Origin of the sequence: Streptomyces sp. NBC_00631 (assembly GCF_045206895.1) — a bacterium.
GTDB lineage: Bacteria > Actinomycetota > Actinomycetes > Streptomycetales > Streptomycetaceae > Streptomyces.
The window spans coordinates 8725655-8748925 of record NZ_CP107734.1; the positions used below are offsets into that span (position 1 = coordinate 8725655).

At 67.4% G+C, this 23271-nt stretch carries 12 protein-coding genes; 5 read left to right on the forward strand and 7 right to left on the reverse strand.

Annotation, left to right across the window (positions count from 1 at the left end):
- Positions 1-4 precede the first annotated feature (4 nt).
- Positions 5-1408: an amino acid permease gene (locus tag OHB00_RS39980; protein ID WP_406442401.1), complete on the reverse strand. Its 1404-nt coding sequence runs from the start codon at positions 1406-1408 to the stop codon at positions 5-7.
- Positions 1409-1680: 272 nt separating this feature from the next.
- Here OHB00_RS39980 and OHB00_RS39985 point away from each other — a divergent pair, with 272 nt between their 5' ends.
- Together OHB00_RS39985 and OHB00_RS39990 are read left to right on the forward strand one after the other, a co-directional pair.
- Positions 1681-2925 carry an FAD-dependent monooxygenase gene (locus OHB00_RS39985; RefSeq protein WP_406442403.1) on the forward strand — a complete coding sequence of 415 codons (1245 nt, stop codon included), beginning with the start codon at positions 1681-1683 and terminating at the stop codon, positions 2923-2925.
- Positions 2926-2969: 44 nt separating this feature from the next.
- Positions 2970-3377, forward strand: coding sequence for a nuclear transport factor 2 family protein (locus OHB00_RS39990; protein WP_406442405.1), 408 nt, complete (start codon positions 2970-2972; stop codon positions 3375-3377).
- On the opposite strand, the gene OHB00_RS39995 is transcribed toward OHB00_RS39990, so the two are convergent.
- The gene (locus tag OHB00_RS39995) at positions 3369-3899 is read right to left on the reverse strand and encodes a hypothetical protein (protein WP_406442407.1); all 531 of its coding nucleotides are present in this window, start codon (positions 3897-3899) and stop codon (positions 3369-3371) included. The two genes, OHB00_RS39990 and OHB00_RS39995, sit on opposite strands and share 9 nt — an antisense overlap.
- Positions 3900-4035: 136 nt before the next feature.
- Here OHB00_RS39995 and OHB00_RS40000 point away from each other — a divergent pair, with 136 nt between their 5' ends.
- Complete coding sequence (locus OHB00_RS40000; protein WP_406442409.1) at positions 4036-4866, forward strand: hypothetical protein; 831 nt, start codon at positions 4036-4038, stop codon at positions 4864-4866.
- A 216-nt stretch (positions 4867-5082) separates the two neighbouring features.
- On the opposite strand, the gene OHB00_RS40005 is transcribed toward OHB00_RS40000, so the two are convergent.
- A complete protein-coding gene (locus OHB00_RS40005; protein ID WP_406442411.1) occupies positions 5083-5412 on the reverse strand; it encodes a thiamine pyrophosphate-dependent enzyme in 330 nt (109 codons plus the stop codon).
- Complete coding sequence (locus OHB00_RS40010) at positions 5378-5638, reverse strand: hypothetical protein (RefSeq protein ID WP_406442413.1); 261 nt, start codon at positions 5636-5638, stop codon at positions 5378-5380. Before OHB00_RS40010 ends, OHB00_RS40005 begins: the two co-directional genes overlap by 35 nt.
- A 500-nt stretch (positions 5639-6138) precedes the next feature.
- Between OHB00_RS40010 and OHB00_RS40015 the strand changes: the two genes are divergently transcribed.
- The gene (locus OHB00_RS40015; protein WP_406442415.1) at positions 6139-7341 is read left to right on the forward strand and encodes an IS110 family transposase; all 1203 of its coding nucleotides are present in this window, start codon (positions 6139-6141) and stop codon (positions 7339-7341) included.
- A gap of 270 nt (positions 7342-7611) precedes the next feature.
- On the opposite strand, the gene OHB00_RS40020 is transcribed toward OHB00_RS40015, so the two are convergent.
- From OHB00_RS40020 to OHB00_RS40030, 3 genes are all read right to left on the reverse strand, one after another.
- The gene (locus tag OHB00_RS40020) at positions 7612-7980 is read right to left on the reverse strand and encodes a LamG-like jellyroll fold domain-containing protein (RefSeq protein ID WP_406446186.1); all 369 of its coding nucleotides are present in this window, start codon (positions 7978-7980) and stop codon (positions 7612-7614) included.
- Entirely contained in the window at positions 7899-9590 is a 1692-nt protein-coding gene (locus OHB00_RS40025; protein WP_406442417.1) for a hypothetical protein, read from the reverse strand. The genes OHB00_RS40020 and OHB00_RS40025 overlap by 82 nt, the downstream gene beginning before the upstream one ends.
- A 211-nt stretch (positions 9591-9801) precedes the next feature.
- A complete protein-coding gene (locus tag OHB00_RS40030; protein ID WP_406442419.1) occupies positions 9802-13689 on the reverse strand; it encodes a LamG domain-containing protein in 3888 nt (1295 codons plus the stop codon).
- Between the two features lie 434 nt (positions 13690-14123).
- Here OHB00_RS40030 and OHB00_RS40035 point away from each other — a divergent pair, with 434 nt between their 5' ends.
- Positions 14124-22733 (forward strand): ricin-type beta-trefoil lectin domain protein, encoded by an 8610-nt coding sequence (locus tag OHB00_RS40035; protein WP_406442420.1) that lies wholly within the window; start codon positions 14124-14126, stop codon positions 22731-22733.
- The last annotated feature ends 538 nt before the right edge of the window (positions 22734-23271 follow it).

The window sequence follows — 23271 nt, forward strand, 5'->3', positions numbered from 1 at the left end:
AGGGTCAGTCCGCTTCGGCGCGTGCTTCGATGTCCTCGATGCCGGTCGGGCGGCCGGCTCGTGTCCACCGGGCGTAGAGGCCGACCGCGATGAGCAGGGTCGCGGCCAGGGACAGCATGGGCCAGCCGCGCAGTAGGTTCACCGCGAGGGTGAAAGCTACCGCTACGGCGGCCAGGCCGTTCAGCCAGGCCAGGGCCGTCTTCCGTTCCCGGTGGGCGAAGCGGGCCATGGCGAGCAGGCCGACCAGGAAGCTTACGAACACGGCGACGGCGTAGAACAGGACCAGCTCCTGCTCCTGGCCGGCGGCCGCCAGGATGATCAGCGCGGCGGCGGCGAGGTAGACCACGACGGACCAGTACGGGGTGTGGTGGTGGTTGGTCCGGCCGAGGACCGGCGGTAGGACGCCGGGCCGCTCGGCCGTGCCGGACAGTGCTTTGAGCAGGCCGGGTCCGGCCTGGAAGGAGGAGCTGGCCGCGGCGAGCAGCAGCAGTGAGCTGGTGAGCTGGAAGGTGCCGTACAGCCAGCCGGGTCCAGCGGCGGCGTGCGCGATGTCGGCGATCTGCGTGGAGTCCGTACCCGGGATGCCGATGTGCAGTCGGACGGCCAGTGCCGTCAGGGCCAGGGTGAGGCCGCCCACGATGACCAGCAGCAACGCGAGCGTGCCGCGGCCGAAGCGCCGCCGGTGGGTGTCGTCGAGCTGGCCGAGCTGGGCGATCGCGGTGGACGGCGCCTCGATCCCGGTGGCCAGTGCCATGGCGACCGGGAAGGCCAGGACGACGGCGAGCACGGCGGAGCGGCCGGGATCCGTCGTCGCGGCGGCGTGGCCGGTGGTGTGCGGTGCGGTGAACCCCAACACGAGGACCGCGATGGAGATCAGGACGAAGGCGACGGTCATGACGGCGAACAGCAGACGCCCGCCGTGTCCGAACCAGGTCAGCCCGGCCACCACCACGAGCAGCAGCAGTGCGAGCGGGATGCGCCAGGCGGCCAGGCCCGGGAAGAGGGCGATCACAGCGCTGGCCGCGGCCGCGATCGAGATCCCGATGGTCAGCACGAAGTCGACGACCAGGGCCCCGATGGGCAGGAACGTCCAGCGTGCCCCGAAGGCCCGCCCGGCCGCAGCCGCCGCGCCGCCCCCCTTGGGGAAGCGCCGGACGAGCTGCCAGTAGTTCGCGGTGACGAGGACGACGAGTGCGATGACCAGGCTCATCGTGGGCAGCAGCAGTGCGAGGTCGCCGTGCAGGGCGCGCAGCGCGGCCTCGATCGCGTAGGCCACCGAGGAGACCGGGTCGGCGATCACCGCGAAGGCGAACGCGAAGAAGAGCACGGAACGGCGCGGGCCACGGGCGCCCGCGGCGGCGGGGGGTGCGGTCGCGACGGCAGCAGCGGCCGGCTTCGACTGGGTCACGCGAAGACCTTCCTCGGGGCCCGCACGGGATGTCCGTACGAGCGATTCACCACAGGGGATACTTCGCCGACCCGTCTTCCCGGCACACCAGGTACGAAGCTACGTCAAGAAGCCGCCAGTGGGGTGTTAAGGGTCCATCAGGATTTCCTTCGCGTCCGGACACGCCGTCATCGGGCCTTCTTGACACCCTAGCTTTGCATAGTGCAAAAGTGGGAGGGGGTAGCGCCGGGCTTGTGCCCCGGGCACCGCGGAGTGGAGGAGGCGATGCACCGATGAGGGCAGTGATCTGCGGGGCCGGTATCGCCGGTCTGGCGCTGGCCGGACGGCTGCACAACAGGCTCGGCTGGGAGGTCGTCGTCCTGGAGAAGGCTCCGGGACCGCGGACCGAGGGATACATGATCGACTTCTTCGGGCCGGGCTACGACGCCGCCGAGGCCATGGGCATGCTGCCCTGGCTGGAGGAACTCGGCTACCCGATCTCCGAAGCGGCCTTCCTCGACGACCACGGAGAGTGCCGGGCCCGGCTGCGCTACGACTCGTTCGCCCGCCCCCTGGGCGGACGTCTGCTGAGCATCATGCGGCCGGACCTCGAACTCGCCCTGCGGGAACGTTTGTCCTTCGCCGTCGGCCTGCGCTTCGGCGTCGGCCCGGCACGGATCGACCAGAACCCCCACGGGGTCCGCGTCACCCTCACGGACGGCAGCACCCTCGACGCCGATCTCCTCGTAGGCGCCGACGGCATCCACTCCACCGTCCGCGCCCTGGTCTTCGGCGACGAACAGCGGTATGTCCGCCACCTCGGCTACCATACGGCCGCGTTCACCTTTGACGACCCTGAGACGCACGCGGAACTCGGCGACCGGTTCTGCCTCACCGACACCATCGACCGGCAGATGGGCCTGTACGCCCTGCGGGACGGCAGGGTCGCCGCCTTCGCCGTACACCGCGCCCCGGATCCCGGCCTGCCCGACGACTCCCGGGCCGCGCTGCGCCGAGAGTACGGCTCACTGGGCTGGCTCGTGCCCCGCGCGCTGGCCAACTGCCCACCGCCCGCACAGATCTACTACGACCAGGTCGCCCAGGCTGTTCTGCGGTCCTGGAGCCGCGGACGCGTCGTACTGGTGGGCGACGCCTGCCAGGCCGTGTCCCTGGTCGCCGCACAGGGCGCATCCCTGGCGATCGCCGGAGCCTACGTCCTGGCCGACCAACTCGCCGGTACCCGCCGCATCGAGGACGCGCTCGCCGGATACGAACGGCTCTGGCGGCCGGTCGCGGCCCGCAGACAGCGCACCGCCCGCCGGATCGCCCGCTGGTTCGTTCCCGAATCGCCCCGGAAGCAACGGCTGCGCCGGGCCGCCCTGCACCTCGCCGGCCTGCCCGGATGCAGCCGCATCGCCGGCGCGGGGCTCGTCGGCGGACAGCGACCCCCACTGAGCCGGCTCGCCGCCGTACCGGCCCGGGCGAGTGCCGCGGACGTGCCGGACATCAGCCATGGAGGGATAAGTCCGCTCAAATGATGGTGAGTTGGGGCGGGCAGCCCCCGTCACGCGGAGAGGTCCAGATGCCATCCAGCCCACGGCCCGGCCCGAGCGCCGTCGCGGCACACCTACGCGAAGCACTGCGGAGAGTCGACTGCCGACTGCTCGCCGAGGTGCTGCACCCGAACGTGCACTGGAGCCCGCCCGGCGGCGGGGACACCGGCTGCCACGCCCGCTCCCATGTTCTCAGCCGCTGCTCCCGCCTGCACACGCTCGGGCTGCGGGCCGAGGTCGAGGAGACCTTCACCTACCCGGCGGCTGTCGTCCTCGGCCTTCGTATCCACGGCACCGTCCCGCCGGCCGACCCGGACAGCGTGGCGTACCACGTCTTCGACGTCACCGGCGGCCTGGTCACGCGTATCACGAGCTACACCGACCGGGCCCAGGCGCTCGATGTCGCCGTCGCCGGCACCGCCGGCTGGTCAGGCTGAGGAGACCCTGGCCTGGAACCGGATCAGTCCGGCCACGCCGAACTGAAGGGCCACCGGCAGGGGATGCCGCGCGGTGACGCCCCGCACGTGATGCAGCAGGACACGCGGTCCGCCGGTGCCGCCGAACGTGACGCTGGTCCCGCTCGTCACCAGGATCCCGGCGGTGGACAGTGAGCCGTCGCCCTCGGCCGACTTCCCTCCGACGAGTTCCCCGCGTCCGCCGTCGGGTGTCGCGACCATGCCGAGGTGTTCGGGGACGCCGTCGTCGTTCCGGACGGTCATGGCGAGCGAGCCGTCACCGAAGCGGTCGAGACGCGCGACGGCGTCCGTGACTGCCAGGTCGACCTCGCCGGCGACGGCCACATGGACGCTGCCGGGAGTGGCCGTACCGCCGGTGCTCGGGGAAGCGGTGTCGGTGGTGTGGAGGGAGGAGTTGTTCGCGCAGCCCGCGGTCAGGATGGCGAGTGCCACGGACAGGGATGCGACGAGGAGGTTGCGGCTAGGCGATGATGTGCCTGTCATCTTTGCAGTATGCCAATATTGGTTCGAGGCTCGGCCGCTGCCCCGGCTGTCCGAGCCGGATGCCAGAATGCGGTTCTCGGGCCAAAAGACGCATAGGCCGCCGGGCGGCACGGACACCGACGGAGTGGGGGGTGCCATGGGACTGGCCATGTGCCCGTTGTGCAGTGACGACGAGGACATCGAACTGGTCCGTACCCTGGGCGACGGACGGCGGGTCGTGAAGCACCGGTGCGGCTTCGAATGGGAGCACGGCGAGCCTGTCCTCCCGGAGAAGGACTGGGGCCGCTCCTTCGGTGACCTCAAGGCCCGCTTCCCGAAACCCGAGGACGTCGAGCCCCGGTGGCTGGAACGGGCGGCCCGGCTCAAGGCCGAGTACCTGGCCACCAGGCCCGACTTCGACCCGCAGGTCGCCGCCTACTGGGAGAAGTACCAGCAGGTCTTCTCCCCGGACGGGCTGAGCACCTGTGACCCCAGGGTCCTCAAGGACTTCGCCAACTCCGATGTCGGAGCCCACCCCGGCAACCAGGCCACCTTCAACTCCGCCTGGAACCTCATGGGCGACGCCGCGGCGGGAGAGTCGACCCGCAGCACGATCGAGTACCTCCTGTACGGGCCCGACGAGGTACCGCTGGAAGACCGGCTCCAGCACCTGCTGTCTGGTGTGAAGCCGTTCGCGATGACCGGTTTCAAGGAGGCACTTCTCACCAGGGTTCTGTGCGTGGTGCAGCCCGAGCGGTTCCTGTCGATCCTCAAGTACACGACGCTGGCGGGCGGCAAGCGTGAAATAGCCCGGGCCGTGTACGGACTCGAACTGCCGGCACCGGAGTCGGTGAACTGGACCCTCGGGCGGCTCATCTTCTGGAGCAACGACCTCCTGCACACCCTCGTCGGCGAGGGTTTCGCCAACCAGCAGCACTCCGCCGCGTTCCTGTGGTGGGCCAAGGACCAGCCAGGAGGATCCGGATAGGCCGGCCGTCGCGCGGACGCCTATGCTGCCCTCCTTGCCATAAGCATCGCAGCCGTCGCCGACTGATGGCCGAGCCTGCCGTGGTTAGTGCGGCTGGGAAGCGCTGACGCCACAGCCGGTGGGTGACAGACCTCGGCCGGGGTGTACAAGGCGGGCAATCCAAATCGCCCCTCAGCAGAATGAAGACCGCAAGATCCGGGTTCTGGATCCATCAGTTCAGAACGGGCCGTGGAGACTGCCCAGTCTGTCGGTCAGGCGAAGGTTCTCGGAGTAGTCCACGGGGCAGGCGATCACGGAGACCCCTTCGTCGTCGAGGCCCCTGCCCAACACAGGCAAGAGCTGGTCGGCGGACTCGATCCGGTAGCCGCGTGCGCCGAAGCTCTCGGCGTAGGCGACCAGGTCCGGGTTGGTGAACCGGGTGTGGCTGTGGCGGCCGAGTTCGAGTTCCATCTTCCAGGTGATCAGGCCGTTTTCCTCGTCCACCAGGACCAGGACGACCATCGGAACGTGTTCACGGACGGCGGTCTCCAGTTCCTGGGAGTTCATCAGGAAGGAGCCGTCGCCCATCGTCGTGGCGGTCCAGCGCGGTGCGCACATCGCTCACGACGCGCTGCGGCACCAGGGGGAAGGCGTCGCTGTCACGTCGGTACTGCAGTTCTTCGTCGAGCAGCGTACGGATCTTCTCGCTGTTTCCCGAATCGTAGGTGAGCCCCTCAGGGAGCGCTGCCGCGAGTGCGTCCAGCGCCTGCGAGAGGTCACTTTCGACGCCCACGGTGACCGGGTAGTGGGCGCGTCCACCTCGGCAGGGAGTACGGGGGGCTGCAGCACGACCAGCCGATTTTTGCACTTCGACAAACCGGACCGGCTCACCGCTAGGGGTGTCCGCCGTCTGGTAAGGCGGCCTACACGGCTGCCCGTCAATGCCGGTCACGAGTAGACGGAGAGCCAACTCATTGTCAGACCGTCCAGATCAGGTTGAGTGCCGGTTCGGGCGAAGCCTTCCAGGAGTGATCGGGCCGTGCCGTTGCGCCGGATTGGTGGGACGGTTGCGCAGCGCTGTGCTGGACGGGGGTCTGACTCATGACATCTTTGACCGAAGTGTCTTGTGCTGGACGTGTCGACTGCCGTTGCGGGATGGTGCCTGCTGTCACCGAGCCACAGGGCGTGTCCCCATAGGGGCCTTGCCGTCAATCAGGCGCCATCACGGTTCAGACCGCCCGGCGAGACCGGTGCCAGCCGCCCAGCACGTCACCATGCGGGAGGCGGACCACCATGACACCCAGACAGCGCGGCACCCACTCCACCAGCACAGGCCCGCCGCCTTGGGGCGAGGTCGTCCTGGGGGTGGACACGCACGGCGAGGTCCACGTCGCCGCAGTGGTCTGCCCGCTGGGGCAGGTCCTGGCTACGAAGTCCTTTCCGGCCACGGCGGTCGGATACGGGCGGCTGCTTGCCTGGGCCCGCAAGTTGGGGACGGTGCGCCGGGCCGGTGTGGAGGGCACCGGCAGCTTCGGTGCGGGTCTGTCCCGCTACCTGCTCGCGCAGCATGTTCAGGTGTTCGAGGTGAACCGGCCTGACCGGTCGGCCCGTCGTCTGCTCGGGAAGTCGGACCCGCTCGATGCGCAGGCTGCTGCGCGGGCGGTGCTGAGTGGTCGCGCCCGGTCGCGGGCCAAAACCGGCGACGGTCCGGTGCAGAGCGCCCGGATGTTCAAAATCGCCAAGGACTCCGCGGTCAAGACCCGTACCCAGGCGATCAACCAGCTCAAGGCCGTCCTTGTCGTAGCCGACCCGGCTCTGCGGGAGCGGCTGTCGGGCCTGGGTAACCGCGAGCTGTTCCGCACCTGCGCGCGCCTCAGCCCGCGCGACGGCGAAGACGGCGGGGGCGACGAGGACGCCGTCGCCCAGAGCACTCGCATTACCCTGAGGCTGCTGGCCGAGCGCATCGAGCAGCTCACGGCGCAGGTCGATGAGCTGAATCAGCGTCTGACCGGGCTCGTCGAACGCCATGCCCCGCAGCTGCTCGTACCGGTGGGTATCGGCCCGGACTCCGCTGTCACGCTCCTGATCACCATGGGCGACAACCCCGAGCGGCTGAACACCGAGGCGTCCTTCGCCGCTCTGTGTGGAGTCAGTCCCTTCGAGTACTCCTCGGGCCGGCAGAACTCGCGTCGCCTCAACCGCGGCGGCGACCGGCAGGCGAATGCCGCCCTGCACCGCATCGTGTTCACCCGGCTGCGCCACGACCCGCGTACCCAGGCGTACTACGAACGCCGCACCCAGGAGGGCAAACCCGTCGTGAGATCGTCCGTTGCCTCAAGCGATATGCCGCCCGCGAGGTCTTCAACCTGGTCAGGAAGGCGTCTACCAACCCCCCGTTATAGGGGCGTCCAGCGTGACGAATCGCCCGTCGGCTGGTTGTGTTTTGGTCTGGCTCGTCGGCATGGCTGGCGCGGTGGTGGATATCGCGCGCGCTGAGCCTAGACGTACTTGACGCGAGCCTCTTCTGTGGCGGCTTCCCGGTGGATGCACCTGTGGTTTGCCGCTTCGATGTCTGCAACGCGCCTGTGCTCGGAGGTTGCGCTGGCAGGCATGATTTCTTGGGTGGGCCCGCAAGCTGGTCCTCAGTGGAGCCTTCGACGGTGTCGGTCCGTTCGCCGACTGGGTGTGGGCTGGCGGCTGCCGCGGACGTGGGCGGGCCCCCGCTGCTCCCGTCGGAGTCGGCGCGGGCCCTGGATCGGCGGTGGGTCAGTGCAGTGCGCTGACCTCGGTCGCCGAGAGTGTGCGGGGGTAGACGTGGACGTCGGCGACGGAGCCGGGGAAAGTAAGGTTGGGGGTGGTGGCGGAGGCGCTGTTGATGCAGCCGCCGATGGTGAGGCGCATGGAGGAGTCGTACTGGGGGCTGAGGTTGGTGGCGGTCCGAATGAGGGTGCCGTGCTGGTACAGGGCCATGTTGCCGGTGGTGGAGCCTCCCGGGACTGGTGCTCGGAAGGTGGCGACGAGGTGGGTCCAGGTGCCGTCACCACGGGCAACGGCTAGCGGACGTCGACGTAATCGGTGACCCGGGCGCTTCTGAGGTAGTGGTCTCCGGCCTGGCGGTTGACAACGAGGGCCCAGGTGCCGTCCTTCTCGGCGGTTGCCATGCCGATGAGGTGGCCGTGCTTGTCGGTGTCCAGGTCGTAGACGTAGTGGTAGGTGCTGGAGCCGCGGGGTTTGAAGTAGAGGCTGGGGGAGCCGCCGTAGAGCGGCTTCCAGGTGGTGCCCTTCTTGTACTGCAGGGTGCCGGCGAATCTGATCGGCTGTCCCTTGCGGACCGGGTCGGGGGAGGCGTGGAAGCCGGTGATGCGGGTGGCGTAGCGGTAAAGGTGGACGGGCTTGGTGGTGCTGGTACCGAGGTCGGGGTTGCCGTTGAAGCGGGCGCGCCAGTAGGCGTCGGTGTTCGGCGCGTTGAGGGTGCGGGCGAACCACTCCTGGAACAGGGGTTTGTTGTAGCGGATCGGGAGCGGAACGGTGGCGGCGTTCTTCCAGCCGGTCTTGCCGTCCTTGGAGTACTGCAGGGTGACGGTGGGCTTGGCGGGCCAGTGGGCGCGTGCGTCTTCGTAGTAGACGTAGCCGTAGGTCGGCATGGACCCGTCGTCTTTGAGGGACGCGGTCAGGTCGATGTGGGTGGTGTAGGCGACGTGGAGGCTGAAGGGTTCGGTGGCGATCTGCTGGAAGGGCATGTTGGCGGTGCCCGCCATGAGTTCGGCGCTCGGGGCGGCGTTGTACGAGGAGACGGGCAGTGTGTAGGCGCCCTTGCTGTCGGTGGTGGTCTGGCCGACCAGGAATTTGGGAAGACCGTCCGCGTCAAGGCCGTAGAGGGTGATCGCGGTGTGCGGCAGTGGTTGCCAGCCGGCTGTGGTCTGGATCTCGGCGTGGCCGGTGACGGTGCCGGTGGCGCCCTGTTTCAGGTTCAGGGCGTGGGTGCTTGCCGTGAAGCGGACCGGTGCCTGGGTGGTGTGCAGCCACTGGGTGGGGTATGTCGACAGGTCGATCGCTCCCGGGTAGCTGCTGGAGGCCTGGGGTGCGGCGGACAGCCGGAAGGACTGCTCGGTGGGGACGTAGGCGGCGGTGAAGCGGCCGTCGGGGCCGGCGGTCGCGGTCGTGATCGTCCGGCCGAGTCCGGTGTCGGCGACGACGTCGACGGGGGTGCCGGCGGCGGGGGTCGGGGTGTCGGGGGTGCGGGGATCCCGGGCGATGACGGTGCCGCTGACGGAGACCTGCTGGTGGAGGTAGTCGGGCACACTCGGGGTGGCGGTCAGACCGGAGACCATGACGATGGTCCGGTACTGCAGGGGGTCGGGGGAGAGGGCGCCGGTGACGGTGGCGCCGGAGGCGTCCTGGAGGTCGACGGTGACCCGGTAGTCACCTAGGTCCGCCAGGTGGACCGGCGCCCGCCAGGTGCCGGCTGTGGCGTCCTGTCCGGAGTACTGGGCGAAGTCCTCGGTCGATCCGGCCTCCGGGGCTCCGTCCGGTGCGTCCAGCGGATAGAAGTGGGCCGTGATGTGGGTGATCGGGCTGTCGGAGTGCGCGGTCACGAAGACCAGCCCCGGCTCGTTCCAGCCGTTGGCGTCGACCAGGACCGGGCCGCCGCTGGCGCCGTCCGCCCACGCCGGGGCGAGGCCCGTGAACAGGCTGGCGGTCAGTGCGGTTGCCGTAGCCGCTGCCAAGAAGGCGCTGCGTCTCATGATGGTCCCCCCAGAGGATCGGTCGACTGCGCAAGCGAGAGCGCGAGGCCCGGACTGCGTCCCTCGGCGCTCCCGGATCGGTCAAGTGATCGAGAACTGTAGTGGTGTGCTCGGACAGTTCGGTACGTAGGTCTGCTGCGCGATCGCCCCGCGGACTCGGCAGGCGCTCGACCGAAGTGTCTCGGTCGAGCGCCTGAACGTACCTCAGTGTTCAGTCGAGTTGGCTGATGGCGGGGTTGTCACCGGTAGCGGCTGCGTCGGCGGGAGGCAGGACGGTGTTGTAGATGTGGATGTCGCTGATGCCTGCGTTGGCGTACTCGCCGTAGGCGCCGGAGGAGAGTTTGCGGCCGATCTGGAGGGAGCCGGTCGCGTTCCAGGGAGTGTAGGTCCAGTCCCTGGCGGCGGTGAGCTTGCCGTCGACGTAGAGCCGGATTTCCTGGTTGGTGGCGTCGAAGACGCCTACCAGGTGTGTCCATTTGCCTATGACGGGCTTGCTGCCGTAGGTGGCCTGCCAGACGGCACCGCTCGCGTCGGTGCTGTGTCTGCCGAAGGCCCACGCCTGGGCGCCCGAGGAGTAGTACAGCTGAAAGCCGTTGTTGACGGCCCCGTCCTGCGAGACGAATGTCGAATTGGCGGACGACGAATTGAGCTTGATCCAGGCGGAGACGGTGAAGCCCCGCGAGGTGTCGACGGCAGCCCCGGAGGTATTGGCATGGCCGGTGGTGCCGTTGAGGTTGATGTACTTGCTTCGTGTCGAGTCGCTGCTCCAGGTATAGGCGCCGCTGAGTGAGGTTGGGAGCCCACCGCTGCAGCCGGCGTCTGTCGCGGTGGCGCAGTCGGCGGCGGTGTTGCCGGTGCCGTCGTCAAGGTTCCACCAGTGAGTCGCGGCGTTGGCGGCGGTGCCCAGCGAGACAGGGGCGGCGAAGTTGGCAGTGGTGCTGGTCGGTGCGGTCCCTGGGTACTCGATCAGTTCGCCGTGGGTGTCGGTTACGTAGAGATCGGGGTTGCCGTCCGGGCCGCCGGAGAGGCTGTTCACGTCGCCGGACGCTGCGATCTGGGGGTAGGTCGTCGGAGGCAGGGTGAGGGGCAGCGCGGTGTGGGTGGTGGCGTGCAGGAGCGGGGGCAGGCCGTCGGAGCCGAGGGTGAGCGAGTAGGTGTACAGGGCTCCGGTGGTGTTGTCGCGGGCCCACAGGGTGGGGGTGCCACCGGTGACTTTGCCATCGCCGTTGGAGTCGGAGCTGAAGGTTCCGCCGACGGTACCGGGTGCGATGAGGGTGAGGCCGGACCAGTCGCCGTCACCGAGGAGAATCGGGTTCTTCAAATGGCCGATACTGTCGGATTGATAGAGCCACAGCTTCTTGTTCTCGACGGTGATGACGGCCGGGTAGTTGTCGGGATTGCCGTAGACATTGCCCGGTGTCAGCAGTTGGGTGATTTCCCAGCCCGCATTGTTGTATCCGGCCGTACGGCAACGTGTATCGTCGGCGACTATGCCGGAGGACGCGCAGTTTTCCTTCGCGACGGTGTTGAAGCGCTTGTCCACGTAGCCGGGGAAAGTCGAGTACTCCTCACCCGGAGTAGAACTGTCCACCGGGTCGTGGTCGTTTTTGATAATATAGAGCTGTTTGGTCTGCTTGTTATAGGCGAACAAATCGTCGAATTCCGCGCCGTGCAGGTTGCCTCGGTGAGCGATCAGGTAGTTGTTCCAGCTGGATTGGTCGGGCGAGTCGTCCGGAGTCGAGACGAGTACCGGACCGTTGATCGCGGGTGCTGGTGTGGTGGCGATGGGTCCGGTCTGGGCGGGGGTGGGGCTCTGGGCGGGGTCGGTGTCGCCGGGGATCAGTTCGAGGTCGCCGGTCTTCGTGGTGGCCAGCAGGTCGGGTATGCCGTCGCCGCTGATGTCTCCTGGGGTGATTTTGGTGTTCGGATTCCAGGGGATGGTGAAGGTGTAGCTAGCGGGGGCCTGGGAGATGTTCCCGGCTGCGTCGACTGCGGCGACGTAGAGGGTGTGGATGCCCCAGTGGGTGATCGGGACGGGGATTGTTCCGGTCGCGATGCCGGAGCTGTCGCTGCTGGTGACGGCGGCCGGTGTGCCTGTGTTGGCGGTGGGCTGGCTGTCCAATTGCCACAGGAAGTGGTCGACGCCGCTGGACAGGCAGGCGTTCGGGGTGCAGCTGGTGTCGGCGGGAGCAGCGTCGGTTGCGGTCACGGTGAAGGGGGTGGTGCCGGGGCCGGCGTACACCAGAGGGTTGGCTGGCCCGGTGCCGGCGGGTGGGAAGGACTTGTTCGTGGCGATGTCGGGTGTGTCCGGTGGGGTGAAGTCGGTCTTGAACCAGCAGTGGTCGCTGATGTCGGAGGACAGGGGCTTTGCGTTGTTGTCCTGCGCGTAGGCGTCCCAGCCGTACTCGTGGCCGTCTTTGAGGGTGAACCCGATGGGCAAATTGACGTCTCTGGCGGTGTCCGCTGCGACGTAGCCGGTGGTGGGGTTTCCCTTGTCCTGGGCGTTGCCGCTGGAGTCGAGGACGGTGCGGTCCCAGACGTGAAAGATCGCCCTGACGTTCTCACCGGAGACGTTCGACTTGACCTTGGCGTGCAGTTGGATGTTGCTTCCGGCACCGGAGTAAGTGGTAGCACCGATCCAGCCGTCACCGCTGGTGACACAGGAACCGGCGGCTCCGGTCGCGGGCGGCGTGGTCTGCAGGCTCGCCGGGACGTCCGGGGGGATGTCGAATGTCACGGTCAGCGCAAGTTTGCTGGACATCCGCAGGTAGTCGTCGTTGCCCGAGGAGATGCTCTCGTTGCCGAATAGACCGATCGTCCAGTAGTCGCTGCTGGCGCTGTGGTACTTCGCTATTCGCTGGGCCTGCGTCGGGACCTTGAAGGTCGCGGGGTTGTTGCTGCAACTGCTGCCGGAGTTGGCCCCACTGGGAATCGTAGTTGTGACGGGGGCGTAGCTGTCGTCGACAGGGGCGGGCTTGTTGTTCCAGTCGGTGCCAGAGTCGATTGGCCCTGTGGTGTGAAGGGTGATCGGCTGGTTCTGCGAGCAGTTGTAGCTTGCCGCGTAGGTGGAGTTCACGGTGATGAGGGCGTCGTAGACGTGCATGGAAGGGTCGAGGTCTTTGGTGGGGATGGCGTAGTAGGAGCGTTCCAGGCCGGTGCCGCAGGCGCCGCCCCAGCGCTGGTAGCCCACGCCCTCACCGAGGGTCTGGAGTTTGTCGTACTGCGGGCTGTCGGAGCAGGTGGAGCTGGAGTACACCTCGTCGTAGTGGCCGGAGCCCGCGCTGACCGGGTTGTCGAACGGGTCGATGTACACCGGGTAGGTGGTGTCCGGGGCGTTGAGGACGCTTGTGTCCGGTGTCAGTGTGATGCCGCTGGACGTGGTGCTCATCGGCACCGTGTTGACGTTGGCTCCCTCACCGGGGCCGTCGGCGGAGGATGCCGTAGGGGCATCGCCGGCCGTCGTGGTGTCCGAGGCGGGTGTGGTTGTCGCCGGTGCGTCCGAAGTGGTGCTGGAGTCCCACATCAGCGGGCGTGGGCTGGTGTAGGCGACGGTGCCGTCCGCGGTGGTGGCGTTCATGCCGCCTGAATCCGTGGAGGAGAGGATCAGGCCGTGGGTGGAGGCGGCCTCGGTGAGCGTCTTGATGTGCGGGTCGGCTGCGGCTGCGGCGTCGTGGACGATCAGTACGTCGCTGAAGCCGCCCTGGTCGGTGACCGATACGGACAGGTCCACGCCGGGCAGTACGGACTTGTAGACGGCGGTGTCGTCGCTGACGACGGGCGCGGGCAGCGTGAAGGGCATGGTCAGAGCCATGCTGTGCCCGTCTTCGTTGGTCTGTGTGACCAGAGGGCCACTGCCGCCGCCCGACAGGGTGACGTCGTTCGGCGTGGCCTTCGGCGAGAGGGTTCCGTCCGCATTCGTAGCCAGAGTGGCGTCGACGGGTGTCCAGGCGCCGTCCTTGAGGACTCTTACCGGCATGACGTTGATGGTGGAGGTGAACGTGCCGTCGGGGTTGGCGGTGACGGTGGAGGTCTCCGTCGTGAGGGAATCGACGGGCACATCGTGACCGCTGGCGACGGCCTCGGCCTGGGCGGCCAGCATCGGATCACTCGGGGACGACTCGTCGGCGCTTGCCGGCGTAGCGGGAATTGTGAGCAACAGCGCTGCCAGCACGGGGATCAGCGCCAGACGGCGCGTCAGTTCCCTTCTTCTGCGCTGCTTTCGGGTATATCCGGACAACACTTGGCAACTCCCCCTCTTTTTGCAAATGCTTTGCATTCGTGATATTCGCCACATCGACGGATGTTAAAGCTGTGGCGAGCGGTGTGCGTGGTGTCCGGTTTGCCATCAGGTGTTGATGTTCGCGATTTCACGGAAAGGGCACATCAGGCACTCAGTTGGCGTACGTCATGGTCACATCGCCGGCACAGGGTATTGAGTTGCCCGCCCCCTATCAATAGCCTCCCGACGATCACGCAGCGGGCGTGGTGGGGGGACGACGGTCTGTCAGGACCGCTGGTCGTGGGGGGATTTCAGTGAGCGGCAAGCGGCGTTGGTATGCGAGCGTCCAGTACCGGATCTGGGGCAGAGCGCTGACTCTCGCGACGACAGCCGTCGCGTTGCTGACTCTTCTCGTGCCCGCTGCGGTGGCCGCCGGCGTGGTCGTGGGGCCCTACCGCTTCAAGGGCACGGTGTGGAACCCGAAAGCCCTGCCGAAGACCCCGGCAGTTGGCAGTCATACCCTCCGCCAACCCGCCACCGTCCACCCCAAGGGCTACAAGGCGGCGGGCCGTTATCAGGCCGTCAAGCCCGTGTGGCCGAAAGCCGGCACGAAAACCGTCTCCCTGACGCACACCACCGGACCTGGCAACACCGCCTCCAGTATCGCGGGGACGCCGGGTCTGCCGTCCAGCCCCGCCAGTGCTTCCAGTGCACCCTCCAAAGCGGAATCCACGCCTTCCCCGAGCACTCCCGTCCTTCCGGTGACGAAGCCCGTCAAGGCCGGTGCCCTACCCGTGTGGGTGTCACCGGCACCTGCCGCCAAGCACAAGTCAGGGTCCGTCAAGGCATTCGGCCCGGCGGCGGTCAAGGTTAAGGTCGCGTCGCACGCCCAGACCTTGCGGGCAGGCGCCGACGGCATGCTGCTCGCCTTCACTCGCGCCGATGCGAAGTCCGGTGGCGGCCGGGTGCGCGTGGTCATCGACTATTCCTCGCTTGCCAAGGCGTACGGCGGTGGGTTCGGTTCACGGCTGCGGCTGTTCCAGGTTCCGGCCTGTGCGATGACCACGCCTCAGCTGAAGCAGTGTGGGACGCGGACCCCCATCACCTTCACCAACAGAGCGGCAGCGGACCAGCTGACCGCCACGCTCTCCCTCGGCTCCTCCCGCGCCGCGACGTCACGTGCCGCGAGCGGTACGGCCGAGCCGATGTCGTTGTCGGCGAACACCACCACGGCGAACACGACGACCGTGGAGGTCACCTCCGGCAGCTCCGGCTCCCAGGGCACCTACGCGGCAACTTCCCTGAACCCTTCGGGGAGCTGGCAGACCTCCGGTACCGGCGCATTCACCTACTCCTACCCGATCGACGTCCCGTCCGTAGTCGGCGGGAACGCCCCGTCGGTGGCGCTGTCCTACGACTCGCAGTCCGAGGACGGGGAGACCTCGGCCCGGAACTCCCAGGCGTCCTGGATCGGTGACGGCTGGGACTACCAGCCGGGCTTCGTCGAGCGGACGTATCGTTCCTGCGGCACCCTGCTGGACAGCAGCGGCAAGAAGATCCTCAAGGGATCCGGGGACCAGTGCTGGGCCGGTGACAACGCCACGATCTCCTTCGGATCGCACTCCGGGCAGCTGGTGCCCGACGGCGTCGACTCCAGCGTGCCGGGCGAGATCAAGCAGTGGCGGCTGCAGGGCGACGACGGCACCCTGATCCAGGAGCTGTCCGGAGCCGCCAACGGCCTGCACGACGGCGTCTACTTCCGGCTGCTGACCACGGACGGCACTGCCGCGTACTTCGGTGCCGACCACTCCCCGACTGGCCCCGGACCCTCCGGGGCGATGCAGTCCGGTACTCCGAGCGACTCCTCGACCGATTCCGCCTGGGGTGTGCCGGCACTGCACCCGGAATCGAGCGACCCGTGCTACGACTCGGCCAAGGGTAAGGCGTCGCAGTGCGACAAGCATGAGGGCTGGCGCTGGAACCTTGACTTCGTCGTCTCGCCGAGCGGGTTCCTCCAGCGATACGACTACACGACCGAGACCAACTACTACGACCTGGGCGGCGGCCAGGCCACGACCGGTGACTCGGGCACCCTGACCTCGTACGTCCGCGGTGGCAAGCTCGACTCCGTCTCCTACGGCTACAAGCTCACCGATGAGCAGACCGGCCACAAGCCCGCCGGCCAGGTGGTCTTCACCTCCAAGCAGCGCTGCCAGACCACCGACACCTTCACCGACTGCTCGGCCGGAAACCTCAACGACAACACGGCCCCGCACTGGCCTGATGTGCCGTGGGACCTGCACTGCGACTCCACCGACAGCACCACCCTGCCGTCCGGGTCCACCTCCGTGCCCACGAACGTGTGCATCACCGCCGGACCGACGTTCTGGTCCACCACCCGGCTGGACAGCATCACGACCAAGGTCCACGTCAAGGATTCCTCGACGGACGACCTCGTCGACGTAGACAGCTACCAGCTGGGGCAGGTGTACTCGGACGCCGGCGGAACGGTCGACCCGGTCACCGGTACCACCATCGACCCCAAGGACGCGGGTTCACTGCAGGCAGTGACGTGGCTGCAGTCGATCCAGCACACCGGCAAGGACACCTACGGCAACGGCAACAGCGCCATCAAGCTCAACCAGGTCTCCTTCACCGGTACCGAGATCGACAACCGGGTCGACGACACCTCCCCGTCCGCGCCGCCGCTGTACCGGCCGAGGATCTCCTCGATCCAGACCGAGACCGGCGAGTCCATCGCCGTCGACTACAACACCAACCCGTGCGCGAACAAGACGCTGTCGATCTCGGCCGCGGACAGCAACACCAACTCCTGCTATCCGGTCTACTGGACGGTGCCGGGCGCATCGAAGCCGATCGCGGACTGGTTCAACAAGACCACCGTGCACACCGTCACGGCATCCGACCGGACGATCGCCTCCCAGTACAAGCCGAACTCCACGAACAGCAACGCCGCGGGCTCGGAGATACAGGTCTCCACCTACAGCTACGCCGGCCCCGCCTGGCACCGGGACGACTCGGCCCAGACGGACGACCAGTACCGCACGTGGGACCAGTTCCGAGGCTTCCGCACGGTCACGGTGCAGACCGGTCAGGCTCCCGAGCCGGTGACCCAGCAGACCACCACCTACCTGCAGGGCATGGACGGCGACTACAAGGCCGACGGCACCCGCCGCTCGGTCAGCGTGGACGCCAAGGTCGGAGGCTCCACGGTCCAGACCGTCGCCGACGCCAACCAACTCGCCGGCCAAGCCCTTCAGAGCGACACCTACACGGCGGCGGGCGGCACCGTCAATGCCGTAACCGTCAACGGCCCGTTCACCTTCACCACCACCGCCCACGCCGCCCAGACCCCGTGGACGGGCTGGACCCAGGACGACAACCCCGGCCAGACCGAACCAGACCTGTCGACCCTCCCCGATCTGATCGCTCTGCGGATCAAGACCACACAGTCGCACGGCTACGCGCTGCTCGCCAACGGGACATGGCGCCACACCCGCACCGACACCACCTACGACAGCCAGGGCCGCGTCTCAACCATCGACGCCCACGGGGACGTGAGCGTGGCTGCGCAGGAGAAGTGCGCCACCACCACGTATGCGGCGCCGTCGTCCAGCAACACCATGACCCTGTCCTACCCGGACCAGGTCACCTCCGTCAGCGGCCCCTGCGGCACGGCGGCCTCTGCGAGCACGCTGCTGGCGGACAAGAAGATCTACTACGACGGTGACGGCACCCTCACCAACCTGGGCACGTTCGGGCAGCTTGATCAGACCAGCAGCACCGCCATTGGCCAGGCCACCGCCGTACGCACCGCCACCGGTTACACCGGGACCACGGAGAACTGGCAGACCAGCTCGGCCATGAAGTACGACGGGGCCGGCCGGGTCACCGATGCCCTGGACGCCACCGGGCAGAACACCCACACCGACTTCAGCCCCGCCTGGAGCCCGTTCGGCGGCAACACCAACCCGACCAGCATCACGACCACCAACTCCCAGAACTGGACGATCACCTCCACCCTCGACCCGCTGCGTGGCCTGGCCACCGAGAACGGCGACGCCAACAAGCGCAAGACCGACATCACCTACGACGCGCTCGGCCGACGTACAGCCGTCTGGCTACCCGGCCGGGACAAGGCGTCGGGCCAGAGCGCGGACGAGACGTTCACCTACGCGATCAATCCCGGGGTGGTCATCGGGCCTAGCGGCAGCATCACCTCGCCGGGCGACCCCTCCACGGTGACCACGAAGACACTGCGCGAGGACGGCACCTACGCCTCGTCCATCACCATCTACGACGGCATGCTCCAGCCCCGCCAGACCCAGGCCACGGCCGACGGCGACACCAACTCCGGCCGGATCATCTCCGACAACTTCTACGACTCACACGGCTGGCAGACCGTCTCGTTCGCGCCCTACTCCGATCCGAACAACTCCCCCTCCACCACCCTGTACGCAGCGAACGAGAACCAGGTCCCGTCGGAGACCACCACCGGGTACGACGGCGAGGGCCGCGCGACCACCAGCACGCTGTGGCATACGGCGATTCCGCAGTGGCACACCACCACGAGCTACCCCGGGGCCGACGAGACCGACACCACCGCCCCGGCCGGCGGCCGCTCCACCGCGACCTACACCAACGCACTGGGACAGACCACCGAAAGCGTCGTCAAGAACACCGGCAGCACGGTCAAACTCACCCAGGGCCAGGTCATCCCATCAGGCACATCGCTGACCTCGGACAGCACCCGGCTGGCCATGCAGGCTGACGGCAACCTGGTACTGACCTCCCTCGCGACGGGCAAGACCCTGTGGTCGACCAGCACCTCCGGTAACCCGGGAGCCTTTGCCACCTTGCGGAGCGACGGCAACTTCGTCGTCTCCAACGCGGGCGCCACCACCACGCTGTGGTCGACCGGAACCACCACCGGCACCGTCATGCAGATCCAGAACGACGCCAACATGGTGCTTTACGACAGCACCGGTGCCGCGATCTGGAAGACCGACACCTGGCACCTGGCGAGCGAGGCCGACACCGCCACCACCTACACCTACACCCCCGCCGGTCAGGTCGACACGATCAAGGACAGCGCCGGCAACACCTGGTCCTACCACTACAACCTTCTGGGCCAGAAGACGTCCCAGACCGACCCGAACACCGGCACCACCAGCTACGACCAGTACGACGTCGCGGGCAACCTGCAACAGACCACCGACTCGCGCGGGCAGGCTGTGTCCTACAGCTACGACTGGGACAACCGCCCCACAGCCGAGTACAAGGGCGCGTGGTCGGCCACGCCGGATCCCACCAAGGAACTTGCTTCCTGGGAGTACGACACGCTTGCGAAGGGCTACCCGACCTCATCCACCCGGTACGTCGGCGGGAAGTCGGGATCGGCGTATATCCAGGCAGTCACCGGCTACAACACGGCCTATCAGCCGACCGGCAGCACCCTGACCGTCCCGGCCTCAGACGGCTTCGCCGCGGCCGGGCAGTCCACCGCCCCCAGCAGCGGCACCGTCACCTACACCAGCACGGCGATCTACACACCTGCTGTCGGCCTGCTTTCCACCGTGCACTACCAGGCCGACGGCAACCTGCCCGCCGAGGACGTCGACTACGGCTACACCCAGCAAGGAAACCTCGACGGCATCGGCGGCTTCATCAGCTCGTCCAACACACCCGCCTACCTGGACACCACCGTCCACGACCCCTTCGGCCGGGTCCTGCAGACCAACTACGGCCCCACCGGCAAGGAACTGGTCAACCTCGCCCAGTACGACGTCACCACCGGCCGGGTCACCCAGACGGAAAGCCAACTGCAGACGTCCACCACCCCCCTGGACTTGACCAACTACCGCTACAACCAGGCCGGCGAGATCACCGCTGTCGACGACCTGCAGAACAACACCACCCACGACACCCAGTGCTTCACCTACGACTCCTTCCAGCGCCTGACCGCCGCCTGGACGGACACCGCAGGTATCACCAACTCCACCAGCGCCCCGGTCGGAGCCGTCGGCGGCTGCACCACCGGCTCCGTGCAGACCACCACCACGGCCCCGGTCACGGCCGGCACGGTCGGTGGCCCGGCAGCGTACTGGCAGACCTACAGCTACGACCTGCTCGGCGACCGCACCAGCATGGTCAACCACGACACCACCGGCACCGCGGCCAACAACACCACACAGACCACCGCCTACACCGGAACCGACGGCACCGCCGCCGCGACCCTGCCCGACCAGGCGGGCACCACGACCAGTAGCAACCCGACCACCGGCACCGCGACCTGGACCCCCTCCTACACGGACCCGGCCTACAGCAACAAGAACGCCGGCGACACCATCAGCCGGAAGACCACCACCACCGGCCCGCTCAACACCGGCTTCGCCCTCTCCGGGGGCGGCAAGCTCTGCATCGACGATGCAGGCGCCTCCACCACTCCCGGCGCCGTGGTCCGCACCTACACCTGCAACGCATCCGCAGCCCAGAACTGGACGATCGGCACCGACGGCACTGTGAAGGTGCTTGGCACCATGTGCCTGGACACCACCGGTAACGCCACCACCGCCGCCACCCTCCTGGTCATCGACACCTGCAACAGCGACGCCACCCAGAAGTGGAAGGTCACCAGCACCGGCACACTGGTCAGCAGCGCCAACAGCGCGATGTGCGTGACCGACCCGGGCGCCAGTGCCACCATCCGCACCCAGCTCACCCTCGCCACCTGCGGCAGCGCGGGCCAGACCTGGACCACCGTCGGCACCGGAGCCCTGCCGCCCGGCCAGACCCAGACCTTCACCTATGACGCCGAGGGCCGCACCGCCACCGTCACCACCGGCTCGGGCACCGACACCAACACCAGCAGCTACCTCTACGACGCCGACGGCAACCTGCTGGAACAGACCAGCAGCCTCGACGGCACCGCCAAGGCCCGTGTCCTGTATCTGTTCGGCGGCACCGAGCAGATCACCCTGAATATCTCCGCCAAGACCTGGACCGGCCTGCGCTACTACCACGGCCCGGATGGCACCACCATCTGCCGCTCCAGCAGCGGGACCGTCACCTATGAGGTGGCCAACGCCCAGGGCACCGCCACCACCGCCATCAATGCCAGCACCCTGGCAGTCACTCGCCGCTACTACGACCCCTACGGCAACACCCGCGGCACCAAGCCCACCACCTGGGTGGCCGCCGACGAGAACCACGGCTACCTCGGCAAGCCCACCGACGCCACCACCGGCCTGGACCTCCTCGGCGCCCGCAACTACGACCCCGCCCAGGGCCGCTTCCTCACCCCGGACCCCCTCTTTGAGTCGGGCGACCCCAACCAGATGGGTGGCTACACCTACGCCGGCGACAACCCGGCGTCGGGAAGCGACCCGACCGGAACCGTCCTGGTCAACAATGACGGCACACAGTGCAGCGGCGGCTGGAGCAAGTGCAGCGGGCAGGCGGGCTCGGGCGGCGGCGGCCACACTGCCAACACTGACAACTCGAACGGCAACACCTCTGGCAACTCGTCTCCGACTCCCTCACCTTCACCAGGCACACCCCCCACCCTCGGCTCTTCCCCGTCCACTTCCCATGACGTGGTCTCCAAGGTTGTGGTGGCTGTCGTCGTACCGCTCTACGACGTTTTCAAATGCGAGTTCTGGATTACTGGAGGCGGCGCCGACCACGACCAAGCCTGCCAGGTAGCCGGCGGTGTCATCTCGGGCGGCGGCCTTGAGGGCAGCGGCGTCACGGGTGCCGGCGAAGGCGGACTCCTCGGCGAAGGGGAGGGCGCTGCCGATGGAGACGTCAGTGGTGTTGCGGCCGGCGCTGCCGGTGCAGGGGCTAAGGCCGTCGACGAGGCGGCATCCGACGTCGAGGACCTGGCATCCCTCAAACGCGCGAACGCCCAGGAACGGGCCAAAGAAGCGGACGCCGCCGCCACCAAACCCGACGAGCCATCGTCCGGCACGTCAAAGGGCGGAACGAAGCCCTCGAGCCGTTGCAGCTTCTCCCCTGACACCCCGGTCCTCATGGACGGTGGCAAGACCAAACCGATCGGCGAAATCAAAACCGGCGACAAGGTCGAATCCGCCAACCCCGAGACTGGCAAGCATCAAGGCACTCGCACTGTCCAGCACGTGTGGATCAACCACGATCACGATTTGCTCGACCTCACCATCCGCACCAAAGACGGCCACACCGCCACCCTCCACACCACCGCCAACCATCCCTTCTGGGACGACACAACCCACACCTGGGTCGCCGCCGGCAAGCTCCACCCTGGCGACGCCCTCAACACCGCCACCAACGGCCACGCCTACGTCGTCGCCACCCAGCCCACATCCGGTACCGCAAACCGCTGGAACCTCACCGTCCAGCAACTCCACACGTACTATGTGCTGGCGGGCGGCGTCTCGATCTTGGTCCACAACACCGGTGATGCCTGTAAGCCAGCCTATGTGTGGCGGCCCAACCGCCCATTTGTAAACGATCATCCTCAGGATCCAGTCTCCGCGGATGCCTTGATCAAGCCGGGTGAACCGCTTGCGGCCGGAGACTACGTCTACGTGGTCAAGCGGGACGGATCCCTCGCGGCAGCGCTCGAGGATAATGTCGTTAATTTCGGGTCGCCGCGGCTGAACGGAGGCCACACTAGTCTTTCGGCGGACCTTGGAGCAGGCGAGAGCCCAGCACCGGTGCTCATGGCCGGAAGGTTCACTGCCGACGAGAATGGCCGCATTACGATGTTCGACAATGATTCGGGCCACTATCACCCTGGGTACGATGATTGGAAATATGATCCTGAAGCATATATGCCGCTTGAGGACGTGGCGCGTAAGGCATTTGAGCGATTTGGGCTTCCGGCGCCAGGGGCGGATGCTTGGGATCCGTACGTACCATAGTCATGGGGATCCGGAGGAAGAGAGGAGTCTGCTGTGCATGAACAGAGCGGCGCAAGCGATCCGGAAAACGTCGTAGGCGCTGGTTCGACGCTGTCGCAGGCGAGCGAGGCTTCCGAGACTTACCTCGCGTCTGTGCTGGAGCTGGCTCAACTGCTCGGCCTTGAGGTCAGCCCTACCTCACACGACACGCGTGCGGCGCGTGACGTGTGGGGGGCGGTGCGTGGACCCCTCGCGGCGAGGTCGAGCCTCTCGGATGATTTCTTCACGCCACTGGTGGCAGCGGCGATCTATGAACCGGACCCTAGTTTTACGCGCTGGTTCGCTAAGCCGGCAATTGAAGCCTTTGGGCGCCTTCGAGTCCGTCGCGCATTGCTTGAATATCTCAAGACTGGGTCAGATCGGGAACGGATCGGAGCAGCTCAAGCCTGGTACTATACGCAACTGCGACGATCTGATATGCGCGCGGCTGAGGGGACAGCCGGGGCTGAATTAAATAGTTCGGGTGACCTTACGGCTGAATGGCGTGCGGCTGCGCTCC

What these genes read in the sequence shown, in the direction of transcription:
- OHB00_RS39995 (WP_406442407.1), bottom strand. Translation starts at nt 3,899, where the DNA reads ATGACAGGCACATCATCGCCTAGCCGCAACCTCCTCGTCGCATCCCTG.
- OHB00_RS40000 (WP_406442409.1), top strand. Translation starts at nt 4,036, where the DNA reads ATGGGACTGGCCATGTGCCCGTTGTGCAGTGACGACGAGGACATCGAA.
- OHB00_RS39990 (WP_406442405.1), top strand. Translation starts at nt 2,970, where the DNA reads ATGCCATCCAGCCCACGGCCCGGCCCGAGCGCCGTCGCGGCACACCTA.
- OHB00_RS40015 (WP_406442415.1), top strand. Translation starts at nt 6,139, where the DNA reads ATGACACCCAGACAGCGCGGCACCCACTCCACCAGCACAGGCCCGCCG.
- OHB00_RS40005 (WP_406442411.1), bottom strand. Translation starts at nt 5,412, where the DNA reads ATGAACTCCCAGGAACTGGAGACCGCCGTCCGTGAACACGTTCCGATG.
- OHB00_RS40025 (WP_406442417.1), bottom strand. Translation starts at nt 9,590, where the DNA reads ATGAGACGCAGCGCCTTCTTGGCAGCGGCTACGGCAACCGCACTGACC.
- OHB00_RS40030 (WP_406442419.1), bottom strand. Translation starts at nt 13,689, where the DNA reads ATGCTGGCCGCCCAGGCCGAGGCCGTCGCCAGCGGTCACGATGTGCCC.
- OHB00_RS39985 (WP_406442403.1), top strand. Translation starts at nt 1,681, where the DNA reads ATGAGGGCAGTGATCTGCGGGGCCGGTATCGCCGGTCTGGCGCTGGCC.